The sequence below is a fragment of the Actinomadura sp. 21ATH genome, assembly GCF_041951345.1.
GTDB lineage: Bacteria > Actinomycetota > Actinomycetes > Streptosporangiales > Streptosporangiaceae > Spirillospora.
The window spans coordinates 89,802-107,246 of the sequence record NZ_JBGNUR010000002.1 but is presented as its reverse complement, the minus strand read 5'-3'; the positions used below and the strand labels follow the sequence as shown (position 1 = coordinate 107,246).

20 protein-coding genes are annotated in these 17,445 nt (G+C 74.5%); 8 read left to right on the top strand and 12 right to left on the bottom strand.

The window, feature by feature from the left end; all coding sequences use genetic code 11:
• The first annotated feature begins 123 nt into the window (after positions 1-123).
• Entirely contained in the window at positions 124-1,428 is a 1,305-nt protein-coding gene (locus ACA361_RS07145) for a serine hydrolase domain-containing protein (RefSeq protein ID WP_375011012.1), read from the top strand.
• 22 nt (positions 1,429-1,450) lie between these two features.
• On the opposite strand, the gene ACA361_RS07140 is transcribed toward ACA361_RS07145, so the two are convergent.
• The 4 genes from ACA361_RS07140 to ACA361_RS07125 all read right to left on the bottom strand — a co-directional run bounded on the left by ACA361_RS07140 (position 1,451) and on the right by ACA361_RS07125 (position 4,177).
• Positions 1,451-2,113, bottom strand: coding sequence for a DUF1990 family protein (locus tag ACA361_RS07140; RefSeq protein WP_375011011.1), 663 nt, complete (start codon positions 2,111-2,113; stop codon positions 1,451-1,453).
• On the bottom strand, positions 2,110-3,513 hold the full coding sequence (locus ACA361_RS07135) for a DUF1990 family protein (protein ID WP_375011010.1): 1,404 nt from the start codon (positions 3,511-3,513) through the stop codon (positions 2,110-2,112). The genes ACA361_RS07140 and ACA361_RS07135 overlap by 4 nt, the downstream gene beginning before the upstream one ends.
• Positions 3,514-3,620: 107 nt before the next feature.
• Positions 3,621-3,950, bottom strand: a complete 330-nt coding sequence (locus ACA361_RS07130) for a DUF3140 domain-containing protein (protein WP_375011009.1) — start codon at positions 3,948-3,950, stop codon at positions 3,621-3,623.
• On the bottom strand, positions 3,947-4,177 hold the full coding sequence (locus ACA361_RS07125) for a DUF2945 domain-containing protein (RefSeq protein WP_375011008.1): 231 nt from the start codon (positions 4,175-4,177) through the stop codon (positions 3,947-3,949). The genes ACA361_RS07130 and ACA361_RS07125 overlap by 4 nt, the downstream gene beginning before the upstream one ends.
• A 95-nt stretch (positions 4,178-4,272) precedes the next feature.
• On the opposite strand from ACA361_RS07125, the gene ACA361_RS07120 reads away from it, so the two are divergent.
• Complete coding sequence (locus ACA361_RS07120) at positions 4,273-4,701, top strand: hypothetical protein (RefSeq protein WP_375011007.1); 429 nt, start codon at positions 4,273-4,275, stop codon at positions 4,699-4,701.
• Positions 4,702-4,727: 26 nt separating this feature from the next.
• Here the strand turns inward: ACA361_RS07120 and ACA361_RS07115 are convergent, their stop codons facing one another.
• Complete coding sequence (locus ACA361_RS07115; RefSeq protein ID WP_375011006.1) at positions 4,728-4,940, bottom strand: EF-hand domain-containing protein; 213 nt, start codon at positions 4,938-4,940, stop codon at positions 4,728-4,730.
• A gap of 108 nt (positions 4,941-5,048) precedes the next feature.
• Positions 5,049-5,810 carry an SDR family oxidoreductase gene (locus tag ACA361_RS07110; protein ID WP_375011005.1) on the bottom strand — a complete coding sequence of 254 codons (762 nt, stop codon included), beginning with the start codon at positions 5,808-5,810 and terminating at the stop codon, positions 5,049-5,051.
• Between the two features lie 124 nt (positions 5,811-5,934).
• Here ACA361_RS07110 and ACA361_RS07105 point away from each other — a divergent pair, with 124 nt between their 5' ends.
• Both ACA361_RS07105 and ACA361_RS07100 read left to right on the top strand, forming a co-directional pair.
• On the top strand, positions 5,935-6,504 hold the full coding sequence (locus ACA361_RS07105; RefSeq protein ID WP_375011004.1) for a TetR/AcrR family transcriptional regulator: 570 nt from the start codon (positions 5,935-5,937) through the stop codon (positions 6,502-6,504).
• 335 nt (positions 6,505-6,839) lie between these two features.
• Positions 6,840-8,120 carry a hypothetical protein gene (locus tag ACA361_RS07100; protein WP_375011003.1) on the top strand — a complete coding sequence of 427 codons (1,281 nt, stop codon included), beginning with the start codon at positions 6,840-6,842 and terminating at the stop codon, positions 8,118-8,120.
• Between the two features lie 10 nt (positions 8,121-8,130).
• On the opposite strand, the gene ACA361_RS07095 is transcribed toward ACA361_RS07100, so the two are convergent.
• Together ACA361_RS07095 and ACA361_RS07090 are read right to left on the bottom strand one after the other, a co-directional pair.
• Positions 8,131-9,363, bottom strand: coding sequence for an MFS transporter (locus tag ACA361_RS07095; RefSeq protein WP_375011002.1), 1,233 nt, complete (start codon positions 9,361-9,363; stop codon positions 8,131-8,133).
• Positions 9,360-10,118 carry a DeoR/GlpR family DNA-binding transcription regulator gene (locus tag ACA361_RS07090; RefSeq protein WP_375011001.1) on the bottom strand — a complete coding sequence of 253 codons (759 nt, stop codon included), beginning with the start codon at positions 10,116-10,118 and terminating at the stop codon, positions 9,360-9,362. The genes ACA361_RS07095 and ACA361_RS07090 overlap by 4 nt, the downstream gene beginning before the upstream one ends.
• Before the next feature lie 208 nt (positions 10,119-10,326).
• On the opposite strand from ACA361_RS07090, the gene ACA361_RS07085 reads away from it, so the two are divergent.
• The 3 genes from ACA361_RS07085 (at position 10,327) to ACA361_RS07075 (ending at position 12,988) form a co-directional block, all read left to right on the top strand.
• The gene (locus tag ACA361_RS07085; RefSeq protein WP_375011000.1) at positions 10,327-10,779 is read left to right on the top strand and encodes an HAD-IA family hydrolase; all 453 of its coding nucleotides are present in this window, start codon (positions 10,327-10,329) and stop codon (positions 10,777-10,779) included.
• Between the two features lie 110 nt (positions 10,780-10,889).
• Positions 10,890-12,053 carry an MFS transporter gene (locus ACA361_RS07080; protein ID WP_375010999.1) on the top strand — a complete coding sequence of 388 codons (1,164 nt, stop codon included), beginning with the start codon at positions 10,890-10,892 and terminating at the stop codon, positions 12,051-12,053.
• A gap of 65 nt (positions 12,054-12,118) precedes the next feature.
• A complete protein-coding gene (locus tag ACA361_RS07075; RefSeq protein ID WP_375010998.1) occupies positions 12,119-12,988 on the top strand; it encodes an alpha/beta fold hydrolase in 870 nt (289 codons plus the stop codon).
• Positions 12,989-13,021: 33 nt separating this feature from the next.
• Here ACA361_RS07075 and ACA361_RS07070 read toward each other — a convergent pair whose 3' ends face one another.
• Positions 13,022-13,837 (bottom strand): class I SAM-dependent methyltransferase, encoded by an 816-nt coding sequence (locus ACA361_RS07070; RefSeq protein WP_375010997.1) that lies wholly within the window; start codon positions 13,835-13,837, stop codon positions 13,022-13,024.
• An 89-nt stretch (positions 13,838-13,926) separates the two neighbouring features.
• Between ACA361_RS07070 and ACA361_RS07065 the strand changes: the two genes are divergently transcribed.
• Positions 13,927-14,421, top strand: coding sequence for a GbsR/MarR family transcriptional regulator (locus ACA361_RS07065; protein ID WP_375010996.1), 495 nt, complete (start codon positions 13,927-13,929; stop codon positions 14,419-14,421).
• A 6-nt stretch (positions 14,422-14,427) separates the two neighbouring features.
• Here the strand turns inward: ACA361_RS07065 and ACA361_RS07060 are convergent, their stop codons facing one another.
• The 3 genes from ACA361_RS07060 to ACA361_RS07050 all read right to left on the bottom strand — a co-directional run bounded on the left by ACA361_RS07060 (position 14,428) and on the right by ACA361_RS07050 (position 17,432).
• Positions 14,428-15,333: an SDR family oxidoreductase gene (locus tag ACA361_RS07060; RefSeq protein ID WP_375010995.1), complete on the bottom strand. Its 906-nt coding sequence runs from the start codon at positions 15,331-15,333 to the stop codon at positions 14,428-14,430.
• Positions 15,334-15,438: 105 nt separating this feature from the next.
• Entirely contained in the window at positions 15,439-16,578 is a 1,140-nt protein-coding gene (locus ACA361_RS07055) for a hypothetical protein (protein ID WP_375010994.1), read from the bottom strand.
• Positions 16,575-17,432 (bottom strand): hypothetical protein, encoded by an 858-nt coding sequence (locus ACA361_RS07050; RefSeq protein WP_375010993.1) that lies wholly within the window; start codon positions 17,430-17,432, stop codon positions 16,575-16,577. The genes ACA361_RS07055 and ACA361_RS07050 overlap by 4 nt, the downstream gene beginning before the upstream one ends.
• Between the last annotated feature and the right edge of the window lie 13 nt (positions 17,433-17,445).

Genomic DNA, 17,445 nt, shown 5'->3' with positions numbered 1-17,445 from the left:
GCGGGACGCGGGGACCGTGCGCCGACCGCGGCGCCGCCCGCCCGGGCGCCACCGGCCGTATCGACGGCGGGACCCAAGATCGGTATATTTCGCGTCTTCGCGGTAAACGATCAAGGGGGCAGGGTGTCGTACAAGCGGCCGAGTCGGCGAGAATTCGGCAGGCTGGCGGGGCTGGCGGCGGTGGGAACGGCGACGCCGGCGCTGCTGTCAGGATGCGCTTCCGCCGCCGGCACGGCGGTCAGGACGGGTGCCGCCGCCCGTACCTGGAAGGTCACCGGGACGGCGGGCAGCGGCCTGAGCGGCTTCGACGCGGCCGTCAAGAAGCTCATGCAGGACCGCAACATCCCCGGCGGGTCCCTGGCCGTGACCTACAAGGGCAGGCTCGTGCTGGCGCGCGGCTACAGCTGGAGCGACGACGCCGCGCTCAGCGTCCAGCCGACCTCGCTGTTCCGGCTGGCCAGCCTCAGCAAGGCCATCACCGCGACGGCCGTGACACGACTCGTCCAGGACGGCAGGCTCAGCCTGTCCGCCCCGGTCACCGAGCTGCTCGACCTGGCGCCGCCGGCCGGCAAGACCGCCGACCCGCGGCTGTCGCAGGTCACCGTGCGCCGCCTCCTGCAGCACCTGGGCGGCTGGGACCGCGACGTCTCCGGCGACTTCACCCACCGCGACCGGGACGTCGCCGCCGCCCTGGGCGCCTCGCTGCCGATCAGCCGGGCGGACATGATGCGCTACGGGACGGGCCTGCGACTAGACCACGACCCCGGCAGCACCTACGCCTACAGCAACTACGGCTACCTGCTGCTCGGCGAGATCGTCGCCAAGGTGTCGGGCACCACCTACGCCGACTACGTGCAGCGCAACGTCTTCGCCCCCGTCGGGATCAGGCGCGCGCGGCCCGGCCGGTCGCTGCGCGCCGACGCCGCCGCGGGGGAGGTGCCGTACTTCTCCCAGTACACGGGCAAGTCGGTCTTCGACGCCGCCGGGACCACCGTTCCCGGCCCGTACGGGACGTTCAACCTGGAGAACCGCACCGCGATGGGCGGCTGGCTGGCCTCGGCCGTCGACTACGCCCGCTTCAGCACCATCCTGGACGGGACGACCGGCGTGCTGAGCAAGGCTTCCGTGGAGCAGGTGTTCGCCAAGCCCGAGACCGGCCTGAACTCCGGCGGTTCCTACTACGGCTTCGGCTGGTTCGTCCGGGACGTCACCGGCGGCCGCAACACCTGGCACGACGGCTCGCTGACCGGAAGCAGCACCATCGTGACCCGCCGCTACGACGGCGTGAGCTGGGCCCTGCTGTTCGACCAGCGGGACGACCCCTCCGGCCTGACCTACGGCTACAGCGACTTCAGCGCGCCCCTCCACACCGTCGCCAACGCCATCGGCACCTGGCCCACCACCGACCTGTTCTCCAAGTACCTCTGAGGGGACCTCTGAGGACGCCGGATCATCCGGACCTCTCGCCGGCGGCCTGCCGGCGGGTGCTGAGCGCGGCTCTCGTCAGCGCCTCCATCCGCCGGCACGCTCGCCGGTAGAACCTGATCTGCGTGATCCGGCCGAAGACGACGAAGCCGAGCCGCACGACGGGGTTCGGGATGGACGCCCGCTGCGAGTAGGCGTGGACGTGGAACTCGACCTCCCCGGTGTCGAGCCACTTGCGCACCTCCTGGTCCATCTGGCCGCGTTCGAGGTGCCCTTCCAGCGTCCGGTAGTTCCATCCCCATACGCGCACCCGGCGCCCGTCCTGCTCGACGACCCGGTCGACGACGTCTCCGACGCGGAGGCCGAGGTAGAAGCGCAGCCCGTAGAACCGGCCTTCGAGCAGCATGTTCCGGCCCGGCTCCGGCGGTCCCGACCGGCAGATCTCCCGGATGATGCCGGGATCGGCGTACTCGTAGTCGCGTACCAGGTGGCAGGCGGTCTCCCAGCTTCCTCCCGCGACCGGCTCGCCGGGCGGCTCGGCCGGGAGCGGCTGCCGGTAGTCGTCGACGTGCCAGCCCTTGTCCGGGCGGCCCGTGCCGGGCGCGTGCGGATCGAAGTTGAGGGGGAGCTCGCCGAGGGTGGCGTGACGCCGCCGCATGCGCCGCCGGACGCGTTCTCTCGGTGTCATCGGGCCGCCTTCCCCAGTGGGCGATGCCGCTGGCGGCGCGGACGGCGGCCGCGGCGGGCCGCGCGCTGGACGGCGGCGTAGGTCGGGCCGCGCACCTGCTGCAGCAGCCCCGCGGGGAGCAGCCCCGGCACGGGGTTGCGGGCGGGATTGAATCGCGTCGTCTCGCCGTCGTCGCTCGGCGCGAGTTCCACGAGCCGCAGCTCGCCGAACCGTTCCCAGGGGCCGAACTCGGTCGCCACCACCAGGTCCAGCAGCAGCGGCCGCTCCTCCACGGCGCGGGCCAGCGGCGCGAGGCCGGCCGGTACGTTCCGCGCGCGCCGCGCGACCGCGCCCAGCAGGATCCGGCGGTCACCGGCCCGGAACGCCAGCAGGGAACCGTAGAACGCGGGACTCCAGCCGGACGCGGGCCGCAGCAGGTGGCGGCCCAGCCGGCCGTGCCCCGTCGTGGCCAGCAGCAGTTCACCGGTGGCCTCCGCTTCCTCGCCGCCGGCCTGCGGCTGCCGCCATCGCAGCGCGAGACCCAGCACGTCCGGCAGCGGCGGCGGCAGTCCCGCGGCCCGGGAGAGGCGCGCCCGGCCGCGCAGCTCGGTGCGGTCGTCCAGGAGCGGGACCCCCCAGTACCGGGACGTGCCGTGCAGCACCAGGGTGGCGTCGAAGACGAGGCCCCTGGGGTGCAGGGGCCGCTCGCGCAGCCGCGCCGCCAGGGCGAAGGTCCGGGCGAACGCCGCCGTCACGGTGCGGGTGACGAGCCGCCGGCCGGGCCCGGGCATCTCCGCCCGTTCGGTCCGGACCTCCACGTCACCGCTCTTGCGACCGCCGGACAGCTCGGCGACCCGGGTGCAGAAGTGCGTCCACATGTGAAGCTGCATCTCCTTCGCGATGCCCAGCTTCTCGTAGAGGAATCCGGCCATCCGGTCCCCGCTCCGCGCCCAGGACTCGATCGTGAACTCCAGGCCGCCCTCCCGGACGTTCCGCGCCCGGAACTCGATCTCCCCGGCCTCCAGATGGCCGTGCAGCGTCGCGAACCGGAACGACTCCGGCGTGAGGTCGACGACCCGGACCGGGCAGTTCCACGGCCCCGGCATGTGGACGACGTACTCGTCGCCCAGCTCCAGGGACGGGGCGTTCCCCGAGGTCTTGTCGAAGACGGCGACCTCCACCGGCGACGCGGCGTTGAGGTCGTCGCCCAGCAGCTCCATCAGCTGGGCCGCGGTCAGCGGGCTGCCGGAGATGCGGACGGTGTAACGCCGCTGGTAGGTCGGCCCGACGCCCTGCTGCGGATCCTGCACCCGGCCGTCGCGGCCGGGGATCCGCTCGATCTCCGAGACCGCTCTCGTGCGGAGCCGGCGCCGCGGTACCCGGCGGGAATGCCGAAGCCACCGCCACGCGGCGAGGCCCATGCCCGCGGGCCACCGCGTCGCGCGTGCGCGCCGCCGCCAGCGCACTCGCCCGGCGCCCCCTGCGCCGCCTGCGCCGCCGCGTCGCCCCCGGTGCACGACCGATCCGCTCATTTCAGCGGGTCATGGCCCCAGTTCATGAGCGAGTGCCGCCACCTGGTGTCCTTCACATCGCCTGAAGGGCGCTGGGCGAGGTGGCGGTGGACGTACCCGACCACCTTGTTCATGTGCTCGTAGTCCTCGTCGGTCAGATCCGACCGCTTCGTGCGGATCAGCTCGACGATCCTGCGGCCGGAGGCGTGGCCGGTCGACTCGCCGCCGCCGTCCTTCTGCCCCGCCGACCTCGACTCGTCGGTCTCCAGCCAGTCCTCCAGCTGCCCGGCGGTCATGTTGACCGCCGCGCCGAACTCCTCGGCCACCGCCCGCTCGTCCTTGTTCATCCGGACCCCTTCTTGCGCAGCGCCGAAGGCTTGTGCACCGCCTTCTTGCCGCTCTTCTCGCTGCGCACCACGTACTGCGGGTCCTCGGGAGAGGCGGCCACCGTACGGCCCGCCTCCTCGCGCCGGTCGGTGACCTTCTTCTCGACCTCGCCCTCGGCGGTGGACCCATGGCTGCTCCAGCGGACCCTGTCTCCGGGCGACAGGCTCTTGCCGTCCTTCTTCGTCATGCGGCCGCCCTACCCGCCGGAAACATCGGCCAGTCACCCCCCGAAACCAAGAAACAGCAAGTCATAACCCCGCAAGGACCGGGAATAGGGAGCGAATGCCCACCGAAAACGATCGCGAGCGGTACGGCTTCGCCTTCGACCGCCGCTTCGCCCGCCCGCTGGCGCTCCTGGGGATCCGGCCGGACACGTGCCGGCTCCTCCTCGCGCCCGGCGGACTCTGCGTACGGTTCGGGCCCTGGACGGTGCGGACCCCGCTGGACAACATCGCCGGAGCCGAGACCACCGGCCCCTACAGCGCGTGGAAGGCGATCGGCCCGCACCTCTCGCTGGCCGACCGCGGGCTCACCTTCGGGACCAGCACCGCTCAGGGCGTCTGCGTCCGCTTCCACGCGCCCGTGACGGGACTCGACCCGCTCGGGCTGCTACGCCACCCGGGCCTGACCGTCACCGTCTCCGACCCGGCCATCGTGACCCGGCGCCTGAACGGCATCGCCGCGGCCGCGGAATGGACCCCCGCCCGCTAGCCCGGGTCGGACGGCGGGGACGGGGTTCAGCCGGCGAGGAACTCCTTGTAGGAGATCTCGCCGTCGGCGTTCTTGTCGGCGGTCGCGATGTAGGCGTCGATCTCCTCGATCGAGCGGGGGTCGCCCGCCGCGGCGAAGGCGGCGATGAGCTCGTCCCGGCTGAGGTAGCCGGAGCCGTCGGTGTCGAGTGAGCGGAACTCGGCCATGTGGTCGGTGTCGGGATTCTCGTGCTTGCCCATGGATCTCAGCTCCCACTTCCGTATCCCGCCAGCATAAGCGAACGCCCCGGCCGGCCCATGAACGCGCGCGGTCACGCGCTCATGGGCGGCGGTGAGGGACTTGCGGTTTCAGGTTCGTGGTCCCAGGAAGAGGCCACCGGTCGCGTCGATGACCTGGCCGGTGATCCAGCGTGCCGCGTCGGAGGCGAGGAAGGCGACCACGTCGGCGACGTCGCCGGCCTCGCCCAGGCGGCCGAGGGCCGTCGAGCCGGCGATGTGGTCGGCCAGGCCTGGTGCCTCGAAGACCGAGGCGTTGGCCGGGGTCCGGGTGGCGCCGGGGGCGACCGCGTTCACCGTGATCCCGCGGGCGCCGAGCTGGTTGGCCAGGGTCATGCTCATCGTCTCGACCGCGCCCTTGGTCATGGCGAAGGACGTCTGGGCGGGGTTCGCCATGCGGGTCGCCACCGACGAGATCGTCACGATGCGGCCGCCGTCGCGGAGCAGTGGCAGGGCGCGCTCGATGATGAAGTACGGCGCTCGGACGTTCACCGCGAAGAGGTGGTCGAACTGCGTGCGGGTCGTGGTCCCGATCGGGCCGGCGGGGGCGGCGGCCGCGTTGTTGACCAGGATGTCGAGCGGCCGCCCGGCCAGGGCGTCCTCGACCCCCGCGAAGAGCGTGTCGACGTCGCCGTCCGTGCCCAGCTCCGCCCGGACGGCCAGCGCGGTCCCGCCGGACCGCTCGATCTCGCCGACCGTCGCCGCCGCGCCGTCCGCGCCGGTGCCGAAGTGCGCGACGACCGTCGCCCCCTTCGCCGCCAGCCGCGTCGCGATCGCCTGCCCGATGCCGCGCGACGCCCCGGTCACGAGGGCCGTCCTGCCGTCCAGTTCCATGAGAGCCCCATCTCGATCTGTTAGTCACCACCAACTTGGTAGTGACTATCACTGCGGTAGTGTCTACCACATGCCCGATGAGCACTCAACGTTGCGGGCGCGACGCCGAGCCCAGACGCAGCGCATGATCCAGACGCACGCGGTGCGGCTGTTCTCCGAACGCGGCTACGACGCCACGACCGTGTCCGACGTCGCCGAGGCGGCGGGGGTGTCGCCGATGACCGTGTACCGGCACTTCCCGACGAAGGAGGACCTCGTCCTCCTCGACCATTACGGCGGGCTCATCGCCGGGCGGATCGCCGCCACCCCCGCCGAGCGGCCCCTGGTCCGCCGGATCGGCGGCGCGCTGGTCGACTCGGCCGCGCTGCTGACCGGCGACGGCGGGGGTGAGGGCTCATCGGCGGACCGGCGGTTCCTGCTCGACCGGCTCCGGCTCATGATCTCGACGCCGGCCCTGCGCGCGAGGCACCTGGACAACCAGTACGCCCTCCAGCGGGCGATCGTCGGAGCCCTCGTGGACGGTGCCGCCGACCCGGACACCGCGTTCCGGGCCGAGGCGGCGGCCGGCGCCTGCCTCGCCGCCCTCCACACGGCACTGGTGCGCTGGGCCGAGGACGGCGGGCGCGCCGACCTGCCCGAGCTGGTCGCGAAGGCGCTCGCCGCCGCCTTCGGCGACCCGGACCCCCGGGCCTAGGTCCACGGGCACCCCGGCCGCGAGCCGGACGGGCCGGTGCCCGCGCACGGGCCACGCCGAGCACGGCGCGTACGACCAGGTGTTGTGCCAGGTGAGGAACCGGCCGCCGGCCCGGTGGGTGCGCCACGCGTCGGAGTGCCAGCGTCCCCAGCCGCGCGGCCAGGCGGGCGCGCTCGTCGGCCCGGTCCCGCGGGACGAACGGGAGCCGGGCGGTGCCGGAGAACCAGTCCCGATCCTGAGTCCGGCCGGCGGCCGGCGCAAGACCCCCGCGCGGGCGACGGCGGACGGCCGGGAACGGCGTTGCGGACGGTCAGGGCATGGACGATGATCCGCGCATGACGGACGACCGTGAACGCCTGAGGGAGCTGCTGCCGTCGTGGGAGGCGCGTCCCCCGGCCGAGGACGTCGCGGCGGTGCTGGCGGGCGTCCCGGCCGTCGCGATCGCCGATTCCGTGCTCGACGATGACGAGCCGTTCTGGCGCCGGGAGGTCTGCGCGCAGGCGCTGGCCGGCCGGGTGCCCGCCGAGCGGGCGGCGGCGCTGGCGGCCCACGTGTGCGACGACGAGGTCGGTTTCAAGGTCGGCCGTGCCCTGGTCGCCGCGCTGGACGTGCCCGGCGGGCCGTACTCCGCCATGCTCCGCGCCCGTGCGCTGGAGCGCGGCAACTACTACGTGGCCGAGAAGCTGGGGGCGCGGTCCCTGCTGGACGCCGCGGCCTCGGGCGACGCGACGGCCCTCGGCCTCCTCGCCGTCCTGGCCTCGTCCCCCTGGAGGCACCTCCGGCTCTCGGGGGAGGAGGCGATCGACGAGCTGATCGAACGGCGCGGCCTGCCCGCCCTCCTCGCGACGCTCGGGACCGATTCGCCGGAGGGCCTCGCGCGTGCCGGGGCCCGCCCGGCCGAACGGCTGCTCGGGCTCCGGCTCGTGTGGCGTGCGGGCGGCGACATCGCCCCCTTCCTCGGCGACGGCTCCGTACCGGTGAGCCGGGCGGCCTACGACCTGCTGATCGCCGGCTACGGCGACGACGCGCCGCTGCTGGCGCTGGTGGAGGCGGGCCTGCCGGGGCGCCTGTGGGCGCTGCCGATCCTGCACGAGCGCGGCCATGACGTCCGCCCGATGTGGGAGCGGCTCGGCTCGCCGCGGGTCGAGGTGCCCGGGGTGCCGCCGGACGTCCGGGAGGCGATCGTCCGGCGGTACACGCCGGGCCAGGCCGGCACCGATCCGCTGTGGCTGATCGAGGCCGCCCTCCTCGATCCGCCGCCCCCGCCGGAGGAGGCGCGCGAGATCCGGGACGAGCGGCTCCGCGCGGCGCGCGCGGCGCTGGCCGGCGCGGGCCTCGGCCCGCGGGAACCGGTCCCCGCGGGCGAGCACATGCGTTCGGGGCACGGCACGTACCACGTCATCTCCACCGATGCCGGCACGGTCCGGGTGAGCACGCTCGGCCCCTACTTCGCCTGCGCGAAGGACGCGCGCGTCGCGCGGGCCCTCCGCGACGCGGGGTTCCGGCACATCGACGACGCGCTCGGCGGCATCACCTTCACCGGCCTGGCCGTCTACTTCTTCGGCTCCCGCGCGCCTCTGACGGTCCACGACCTCCTGTTCCACTGGCAGGACTGAGCCCGGAACGTCAGGGACGGCCGGGGGCGGGGCCGTCCGGGGGCGTGCCGACCTCGTCCGGTGCCGCCCGGCGTGGCGTGCCGCCGGGCGCGGGGCGGAGGACTCCGGCCGCGCAGGCGGCGACGGCGCAGAGGGCCACGGGGAGGAAGAACGTCAGGTTGAGCGGCATGAGATGGGTCAGCGGGCCGATGACGGCGGGGCCCGCGAGGATGCCGATGTAGCCGAGGCCGGCGACGCGGGAGACGTTGGCGCCGGCGGCGTCCGGGTCGTGGTGGCCGGCGGCGCTGAAGAGCTGCGGGACGCAGCCGGCCAGGCCCGCCCCGAACACCGCCCACCCGGCCAGCGCCGCCGGGACCGCGGGCGCCAGGGCGGCGGCGGTCAGGCCGAGGGCGGCCGTGGCGGCGCCGTAGCGCAGCACGGCGACCGGGCCGAAGCGCGCCGCCACGCGGTCGCCCAGCAGGCGGCCGGCGGTCATCGCGGTGGCGAACGCGCCGTAGGCGAAGGCGGCGGTGGCGGGGGACGCGTCCAGGGTGTCGCGCAGATGGAGGGTGCTCCAGTCGTTGGCGACGCCCTCGCACAGCAGCACCATCAGCGCGAGCACGGCCAGCACCCGGATGCGGCGGGGCACCGGGCGGCGTTCCCCCGCCGCGGCGGGACGGCCGTCGGGCCTGAGCAGCGCCGGGGCGGCCGCGGCGGCGACCGCGATGCCGAGCGCCCCGGCGGCGGTGAGCGTCGCGGCCGGGCTCCAGCCCCAGCCGAGGGTGCGGGCGCCGGCCAGCGCGGCCAGCACGCCGCCGATGGAGAACGTGGCGTGGAAGGCGGACATGACGGGCCGCCCGTAGCCGCGCTCGACCTGGACGGCGTGGGCGTTCATGGAGACGTTCAGGCAGCCGGTGCCGGCGCCGAAGGCCAGCAGCGCGGCCCCGAGCGTCCAGGCGTTCCAGGCCAGGCCGGGCAGGACCAGCGCGGCGCTGCACAGCGCCGCGCACAGCGGCACGACGGCACGGGGGCCGGCCCGGTCGGCGAGAGGGCCGGTGAACCGCATTCCGGCGAAGGCGCCCGCGCCCAGCAGCAGGAGCAGCCAGCCGAGGACGGTGTGGTCGATCCCGGTGCGGTGCTCGACGCTCGGGATGTGGACGATCCACATCCCGAGCAGGAAGCCGTTGAGGGCGAAGTACACGAAGGTCGCTCCGCGGCCGGCCCGCAGCCGCCGGGGGAGTGCCGTCTCGGGAGCGCGGGTCATACGAGGCGGACGTCGACGCCGGCGTCGTGGAGCCGGGACACGGCGGCGCCCGGCGCCGACCGGTCGGTGATCACCATGTCGAGGGCGGTGACGGGGCAGACGAGCCCGAGGCCGGTCCGGCCGAACTTGGTCCCGTCGCAGACCGCGATGACGCGCCGGGCGGCGGCGATGGCGGCGCGCTTGACCGGGACCTCGTCCAGCTCGTGCGCGGTGAGCCCGTGCTCGGCCGACAGGCCGCACACGCCGATGACGGCGGTGTCGACGCGCAGCGAGGCCAGCGACGCCTCGGTCAGCGGCCCGGTGAACGCGAGCGCGCCCGGCGTGGTGCGCCCGCCGGGGACCAGGAGCCGGATCCGGGGGGCGCCGCTGAGCGCGTTGACGCCGTGCAGGTCGAGCGGCACGACGGTGAGCCGGCGCCCGGCGATGGCGCGCGCGACGGTGAGCGTGGTGGTGCCGAAGTCCAGGATGACGGCCTCCCCGTCGGCGAGGGTGCCGTTCAGCGCGGCGGCGATCCGTTCCTTGGCCTCGGTGGCCTCGTGCTCGCGGACGGCGAACGGCAGTGCCTCGCCGCGCAGCAGCAGGCTCACGGCGCCGCCTCGGACGCGGCGCAGCACGCCCCGCTCGGCGAGCTGGTCGAGATCGCGCCGGATGGTCATCTCGGACGCGCCGGTCTCGTCGGCCAGGTCGGTCACGGTGACGTGCTCGGTCGTGCGCAGCCGTTCGATGAGCGCTGAGAGACGTTCCGAACTTTCCATATGGTGGATCGAACAAGATCTATGTTAGAAAGTCAAGGCCGACCAGAGGAGGCCGCCATGGAGTGGATCGTGTTCGACTACGCGGGCGTCATCAGCCTGTCCCCGCCGGAGCGGGCCGGGGCGCTGCTGCCGGGGGGCGGCGGGCGTCGCGCCGGAACGCTTCTGGCCCGCGTACTGGGAGCACCGCCTGCCCTACGACCTGGGCGAGGTGACCGCCGCCGGCTTCTGGCGGCAGGTCGGCGACCGGCTCGGCGTCCCGGTCGACGACGACCTGATCGAGGTCCTGGTGACCCTCGACGTCCGCACGTGGGCGCACGTCGACCCCGACGTCCTCGCGCTGCTGGCCGAGCTGGCGGACGCCGGGACGCCGCTGGCCCTGCTGTCGAACGCCCCGCTCGAACTGGCCCGCATGGTCGACGAGCGTCCCTGGGCGCGGGTCTTCCGCCACCGGCTCTTCAGCGCCGACCTGCGGCTCGCCAAGCCCGATCCGGAGATCTTCGGCCGGCTGACCGACCGCCTCGGGGCCTCCCCGGACGAGCTGACGTTCGTCGACGACCGCGAGGAGAACGTCCGCGCCGCCGAGGCCCTGGGCATCCGCTCGGTGCTGTTCACCGGCGCCGAGTCACTACGCGCCCACCTGGCGGGCGCGGGCCTTCACTGATCGGACTCACCGCGCCGTTTGGGCGGCGGCGCAGGCGGCGATGATCTGTACGGGACCCTTGGAGGTGAGCGGCCAGTGGACACCGCGCCGCGAGGACGCACCCGCGCGGCATGACGGCGCGGGGCCGGGGGAGGGGTGCGCTGGCGGGCCTGTGCCTGGTGGAGTTCCTCAGCTGGGGCGTCCTGTACTACACGCTGCCGATCGCGGCCACGAGGATCACCGGCGCGACGTCCTGGCCGGCGCCGGTGGTGCCCGCCGTCTACACCGTGTCGCTGCTGTGCGCGGCCGCGTGCGGGCCGTGGGCCGGGCGGCTCACCGACCGGTACGGGCCGCGCGCCGTCATCGCCGCCGGGGCCGCCGCCGGCGCGGCGGCGATGGGGCTGTCGGCCGCCACGCCGCACCTGCCCGTGTTCGTCCTCGCCTGGATGCTGGCGGGCGCGGCGCAGGCGTGCACCCTGTACCCGGTCGCGTTCGCGGCCGCGACCCAGTGGTTCGGCACCTCCCGCGCGTGGCCGCTGACCGTCATCACGCTCGCGGGAGGAGTGTCGTCCACCGTCTTCGCGCCGGTGACCGCGGCCCTCGTCGACTCCCTCGGGTGGCGCGCGGCGGTCGCCGTGCTGGCGGCCGGGTACGGTCCGGTCGCCACCGGCACGGCGCTGGCGCTGCTGACCCCGCGGTGGGAACGGCCGCGGCGTACCGGCGCCGAGCACGAGGAGCACGTGAACGGCATCGCGCGCAGCCGGGAGTTCCGCGACACGCGGCTGGCGCTGGCCCTCGCGGCCGCCGGGCTGTACGCGGTGACGCTCAACATGATGCCGCTGCTGGAGGAGCTCGGGTTCGGGTACGCCCAGGCCGCCGCCGTCTTCGGGCTGGTCGGCGCCGGGCAGCTGCTCGGCCGGCTGGTCTTCCTGCCGCTCAGCGGGCGCGGCACGCCGCGTTCCCGCACGGTCGCGCAGGTCACGGCGACGGCGCTCGCGCTGGGCCTGGTGACCGCCGTGTCCGCGCCCGCCGCGCTGGTCGCGGCGGCGGCCGTGCTGGCCGGCGCGGTGCGGGGCTCGCACACCCTGTCGACCGCCACGGCCGTCTCCGACCGGTGGGGGCGCGACTCGTACGCGACCGTCTTCGGGCGCTTCAACCTGCTGATCGCCGTCGCGGCGGCGCTCGGTCCCGCCCTGGGCGCGCTGGTCGCGGAGGGGCTCGGCTCGTACCGGGCCACGGCGCTCGTCTTCACCGCGACCGCCCTCGCGGCGGTCGCCGTCGCCCGGCGCACCTAGGAGACGACCGGCTCCGGGACGGCCGGGACCGATGAGTTTCCGGCGGAGGAGGAGTCCACATGGGTATGACTGCGCAGACACTCCGGACCCGCGAGGTCGACCTCGTCTACGACGTTCACGGCCCGCTGCCGCCCGCCGGCGGGCGGCCGCCGCTGCTGATGATCGGCCAGCCCATGGAGGCCGCCGGCTTCGCGACGCTGGCGTCCCACTTCCCCGACCGCACCGTGATCACCTATGACCCGCGCGGCCTGGGGCGCAGCACCCGCAAGGACGGCCGGGACGACCACGCGCCCGAGACCCAGGCCGGCGACCTGCACGCCCTCATCGGGGCACTCGGCGCGGGCCCGGTCGAGATGTTCGCCAGCAGCGGCGGCGCGGTGACGGCGCTCGCCCTGGTGACGGCCCATCCCGGGGACGTGACGACGCTGGTGGCGCACGAGCCGCCGCTGATCCACGTGCTCCCCGACGCCCGTGCCGCCGAGCGCGCCCGGGCCGGCGTCCGGGACGCCTACGAGGCCAAGGGCTGGGGCGCCGGCATGGCGGCCTTCATCGCGATGACCTCGTGGCAGGGCGAGTACACCGACGAGTACTTCGCCCAGCCCGTACCCGACCCGGCCGCGTTCGGGATGCCGGCCGAGGACGACGGCTCGCGCGACGATCCGCTGCTGTCCGACCGCTCCTGGGCGGTCAGCGACTACCGGCCCGACGCCGCGGCGCTGGCCGCGGCGCCGACCCGGGTCGTGATCGCGGTCGGCGAGGAGTCCGCGGGGACGTTCACCGCGCGCTCCGCGGTGGCGGCGGCCGGGCTGCTCGGCCGGGAGGCGACGGTCTTCCCCAGCCATCACGGCGGCTTCATGGGCGGCGAGTTCGGCCAGACCGGGCAGCCCGAGGCGTTCGCGCGGCGGCTGCGCGAGGTGCTCGGCGGCGCCGGCTGACGGGCGTCCCGCGAGCGTCCGGCCGCCGGTACGTCAGAACCGGAACCGCACGATGACGGTCGACCGCCTCAAGCCCGGCACCAGGTTCATGAGGCGGTACACGCGGCGGGCGCTCGCGGGCGCTCTGGCCATCAGCAGCGGCGAGTCGTACATCGGTGCCTCGTCGACGTACTCCAGCCGCGGGTGCCAGCCGGCCAGCGCGGCGGGGTCGTCGAAACCCGAGTGGAATCGGGCGCCGTACCTGCGCAGCGTGGGGTCCCAGCGCGAGGTGCGCCACGCCCATACCGGCACCGTGTCGAACTGCACCTGGCCGCTGGGGAAGGCGTCCACGACGCCGGTCAGCAGCCGCCGGAGCTCGGTCTCGGTCAGGTAGGGCACCAGCCCCTCCGCGATCATCAGTACCGGCCGGCCGCGGGGGACGCGCTCCAGCCAGGCCGGGTCGGTGACGCTGGAGCCGATCAGCGTGCAGTGCTCGCGCGGCGGCAGGAACCGCTCGCGGAGTTCGATGACGGCGGGGTAGTCCAGGTCGTACCAGTCGACGGTGGCGGGCGGGTCGATCCGGTGCACCCGGGCGTCGAGGCCGCAGCCCAGATGCAGCACCACCGCGTCGGGGTGCTCGGCGAGGTGGCCGCGGGCCCAGTCGTCGTGGGCCTTGGCGCGTACGACGGCGGCGAGGCCCAGCTGGCTGGTGCCGAATCGGCGGCCGTCGTAGCCGGGGTCGAGGCGGCGCATCGTCCGCTCGGCGTACTCGTCGCCGAGGATCGGTTCCGGCAGCCGGTTGTCCAGGGCCTTGGCCTTGAGTACGGGACTGAGGGTCTTCTGCACTCCGGCGAGTTCGGCTTCTTCCACGGCGGCAACACTACTCTTAGTTCACGAATTTCGTGAAGTGTATGAACGGCAATCGGTAGGCTGTCGTGACCACGACGAAGGGGGTCTCGGTGACGCGAGCGGACGACGACGCCATCGCCGACTTCAGGGAACGGTTCGCGCAGATCATGGTCGAGTCCGGCATGCCACGGATGGCCGCGCGCGTGTACGCCGCGCTGCTGGTCACCGACTCCGGCAGGCTGTCGGCCGCCGAACTCGCCGAGCGGCTGAGCGTCGGCGCCCCGGCGATCTCGGGCGCGGTCAAGTACCTGGTGCAGGTGCGCCTCGTCGAACGCGGCCGCGAACCCGGTAGCCGGCACGACTTCTGCCGGATCCACGAGCACACCTGGAGCCACTACATCAGCCAGTCCATACCGGTGCTGGTCCGGGTGCGGAACGGCGCCGGCGAGGGCGCCGGGCTCCTGGGCCCGGACACCCCCGCCGGGCGGCGGCTCGACGAGACCGCCCGGTTCTTCGCATTCATGCGAGAGGAGATCGAGCGGTCCATGGCGAAGTGGCGGCGGCTCCAGGAGACCGGGCCCGAGGCCGGCCGTCCGGCCGGCTGAAGCCGATCAGCGGGTGGTGGTCAGGCCGCCGGTGACGGCGATGATCTCGCCGACGGTGTAGCTGGAGTCCGCGTCGGAGGCCAGGTACACGTACGCCGGTGCCAGCTCCTCGGGCTGCGCCACCCGGCCCATCGGGCCCTCGCTCCCGAGCTGGGCCAGCCCGTCCTCGGGCATGTTCGGGTCGGCGATGTTGAGCACCGTCCAGGTGGGGCCGGGGGCCACCACGTTCGCGCGGATGCCGTCCTTGGCCAGGTGGGAGGCGATCGACTTGGTGAAGTTGACCAGGGCGGCCTTGCTGGCCGCGTAGTCGATCATCGTGTCGCTGCCCTTGAGCGCCTCCTCCGAGGCGGTCGCGATGATGGAGTCGCCCGCCTTCAGATGCGGGCGCGCCGCCTGCACGAGGTGGAAGTACGCGTACGCGTTCACCTTGAAGGACCGGTCCCAGTCCTCGATGGAGAGCTGCGACAGGTCCAGCTGGCTGTTCAGGTGGGCCGCGTTGTTCACCAGGATGTTGAGGCCGCCCAGTTCCCGCACCGTCCGCTCGACGGCGGCGTGGCAGAACGACGCCTCGGCGAGGTCGCCGGGCAGCAGCAGGCACCTGCGCCCTTCGGCCTCCACCGCGCGGCGGGTCTCCTCCGCGTCCGGCTGCTCCTCGGGCAGGTACGCGATGGCGACGTCGGCGCCCTCGCGCGCGTAGAGGACCGCGACCGCGCGGCCGATGCCCGAGTCGCCGCCGGTGATCAGCGCGACCTTGTCGAGGAGCTTGTCCGCCGCGCGGTACCGTCCCGCCTTATAGCGTGGCCTCGGCTCCACCTCCTGCTCGATGCCGGGGGGCCGCTGCCGCTGCTTGGGATAGGGAGGTGCCGGCTCCGAAAGGACCTGCGGGTCCGTGCCGCGTCCGTTCTCCTTCATGTGCGCAACCTCCTGACGTTCGCGGTGGTACGGCCGGGGGTGATCACCGCCCGTAGCCGGGTACCCCTGGCGCCGTCCGCCAAACGGGACGCGCGTCGGCCGAGGTCAGGGCAGGTGCGCGGGCCGCTCGTCCAGCAGGATCCCGCGGGCCCGCCAGTCGCTCAGCGTCCGGAGGGCGAACGAGCGGGCACCGGGCGGCCGGGCCGGCGTCCGCGCGGCGAAGCGGGCCGCCACGTCATCGGGCCCGCGGCCGTCGCACAGGCTCCACAGCAGCAGCCCCTCCTCGTCCAGCGGGTGGACGAGGTCGACGCCCACCATCAGCCCGGCCCCGCCGGCCCACCGCACCGGGGCGTGGCAGGGATCGCGGACGGGCCCGGACCCCGCCGGGACGAACGGGGGGAGGTCGGCCACCGGCCGTTCCCAGGCGGACAGCAGCGCGTGGACGAGCAGGTGGCCCGCCAGCTCCAGGCGCCAGCGGATCGTGTCGCGGACGAGAGGTCCGTCGAAGGCGGCGGAGGGCTGCCCGAACATGCGGTGCCCGCAGGCGTTCAGCAGGTCAGCGAGGAACGGGTGCCTCGCCATGCGGCGCTGGAGGAACTTCCGGCCGACCCAGAGGTCGTCGCGGCCGGCCAGGGCCGCGTCGAGCGACATGCGCAGGCCCTCCTCGGAGGCCGCCAGGGCGGTCGCCAGGTCGCCGCACTCCGCCGCGCCGGCGACGTCCTCGACCAGCGCGGCCAGGCACAGGGCGGAGTGCGTCATCACGTCGCGGCGGAGCGCGGCGCGGTCCAGGGAGTCCAGCAGGCCGCGGACCCGGTCCCCGGCGAACAGCACCCGGCCGGTGACGAGGCGGGTCAGCAGCGCCCAGTCCCGGAACGAGCCGAGCATGTAGGCTGGCCGGGGGATCTCCCGGACCGGGGCCGCCCTGGCGGCGGCGGTGTCCCGCGCGCGTTCGAGATCGGCGATGGTGATCTTCATGAGGTCGAGGGCGGGCATCCCGCGCCCCCGCCGTCCGGTGCCGGTGCCGGCACCGGTGTCGCAGGCGTCGCGGCCGGCCTCCGTGCCGAACACCAGGATGACGTCCAGATCGGACCGGTGGTGCGCCAGCCCGGCGGCGCGGCTGCCCGCGCCGATCGCGGCCAGCACGCCGTCCGAGCCGGGCAGGGCGGCCACGACCTCCCGCAGGTACGCGAGGTGTCCCGGGGCGAAGCCGGCGTCCGGGACGTGCCAGGGGCTCCGTGCCGTCATACCGCCATGTCCTCCGGGAGGAGGTTCCGGCCGGCGAGGGCGCGCAGCGTGACGCGCACGGCCTCGGCCACGTTCTCCTCGCGGGTGCCGCCGCCCATCTCGACGCACGGCAGCCCCTCCGCCGCCGCGATCGCGAGCAGCTCCGCCTGGACGCCCGACTGGAGCTCGACGAACGACGCCTCGGCCGGCTCGCCGCCGATCCCCGCGTGCTCGCCCCGGGGGATCCGGCCCCGCTGCTCCAGGCGCCGGCTGTAGGCCAGCCGGGGGTCGCCGCGGAGCACGACGGACTGCGCCGGCGGCGCCCAGCGGGACAGGCACCGGTGCGCGAACGAGAAGTACTCGCCGAGCGCCGGGCCCGCGCCGGGGGACAGGACGCGCGCGTACACCCCCATCTTGAGGATGTTCTTGAACCCGTGGCTCTCCTGGATCACCACCTCGCCGCGCGCGAGGGCGGGCGCGATGACGAAGTCGCGCTCGATCAGGCGCGCCGCCGTCTCCATCAGGCCCGCGGCGAGGAAGGCGGCCGGGTGGCGCGGGTCCAGGGCGACGTCGGCGTCCGGGTCGCCGAGCCGCCCCGGGTCGCCGCCGGCCAGGTCCTCGCCGAGCCGCGGCAGCAGCCGTTCCGCGCTCTCGCCGTCCGGTCCCAGGCAGGCCGCGTAGACCGAGCGGAACATCGCGTCGTACGCGGCGTGCAGCGCCTCACCGCCCCTGCCGGACCGGCCGCCCCGCAGATGCGCCCGCCACGACGTGATCGTGACCTCGAAGCCGCGGCGGCGCAGCTCCCCGGCCAGCGCCTCCGCCACCGACGACTTGCCGATCCCGTCGATGCCCAGCAGGGCCACGTCGAAGCTCACCCCACGGCCTCCC

Excerpts from the sequence above, each read along its gene's own strand:
- ACA361_RS07055 (WP_375010994.1), bottom strand. The coding sequence starts at position 16,578 with ATGACGGCACGGAGCCCCTGGCACGTCCCGGACGCCGGCTTCGCCCCG.
- ACA361_RS07095 (WP_375011002.1), bottom strand. The coding sequence starts at position 9,363 with ATGACCCGCGCTCCCGAGACGGCACTCCCCCGGCGGCTGCGGGCCGGC.
- ACA361_RS07120 (WP_375011007.1), top strand. The coding sequence starts at position 4,273 with ATGCCCACCGAAAACGATCGCGAGCGGTACGGCTTCGCCTTCGACCGC.
- ACA361_RS07140 (WP_375011011.1), bottom strand. The coding sequence starts at position 2,113 with ATGACACCGAGAGAACGCGTCCGGCGGCGCATGCGGCGGCGTCACGCC.
- ACA361_RS07115 (WP_375011006.1), bottom strand. The coding sequence starts at position 4,940 with ATGGGCAAGCACGAGAATCCCGACACCGACCACATGGCCGAGTTCCGC.
- ACA361_RS07105 (WP_375011004.1), top strand. The coding sequence starts at position 5,935 with ATGATCCAGACGCACGCGGTGCGGCTGTTCTCCGAACGCGGCTACGAC.
- ACA361_RS07080 (WP_375010999.1), top strand. The coding sequence starts at position 10,890 with ATGACGGCGCGGGGCCGGGGGAGGGGTGCGCTGGCGGGCCTGTGCCTG.
- ACA361_RS07100 (WP_375011003.1), top strand. The coding sequence starts at position 6,840 with ATGACGGACGACCGTGAACGCCTGAGGGAGCTGCTGCCGTCGTGGGAG.
- ACA361_RS07130 (WP_375011009.1), bottom strand. The coding sequence starts at position 3,950 with ATGAACAAGGACGAGCGGGCGGTGGCCGAGGAGTTCGGCGCGGCGGTC.
- ACA361_RS07135 (WP_375011010.1), bottom strand. The coding sequence starts at position 3,513 with ATGGGCCTCGCCGCGTGGCGGTGGCTTCGGCATTCCCGCCGGGTACCG.
- ACA361_RS07075 (WP_375010998.1), top strand. The coding sequence starts at position 12,119 with ATGACTGCGCAGACACTCCGGACCCGCGAGGTCGACCTCGTCTACGAC.
- ACA361_RS07060 (WP_375010995.1), bottom strand. The coding sequence starts at position 15,333 with ATGAAGGAGAACGGACGCGGCACGGACCCGCAGGTCCTTTCGGAGCCG.
- ACA361_RS07125 (WP_375011008.1), bottom strand. The coding sequence starts at position 4,177 with ATGACGAAGAAGGACGGCAAGAGCCTGTCGCCCGGAGACAGGGTCCGC.
- ACA361_RS07090 (WP_375011001.1), bottom strand. The coding sequence starts at position 10,118 with ATGGAAAGTTCGGAACGTCTCTCAGCGCTCATCGAACGGCTGCGCACG.
- ACA361_RS07110 (WP_375011005.1), bottom strand. The coding sequence starts at position 5,810 with ATGGAACTGGACGGCAGGACGGCCCTCGTGACCGGGGCGTCGCGCGGC.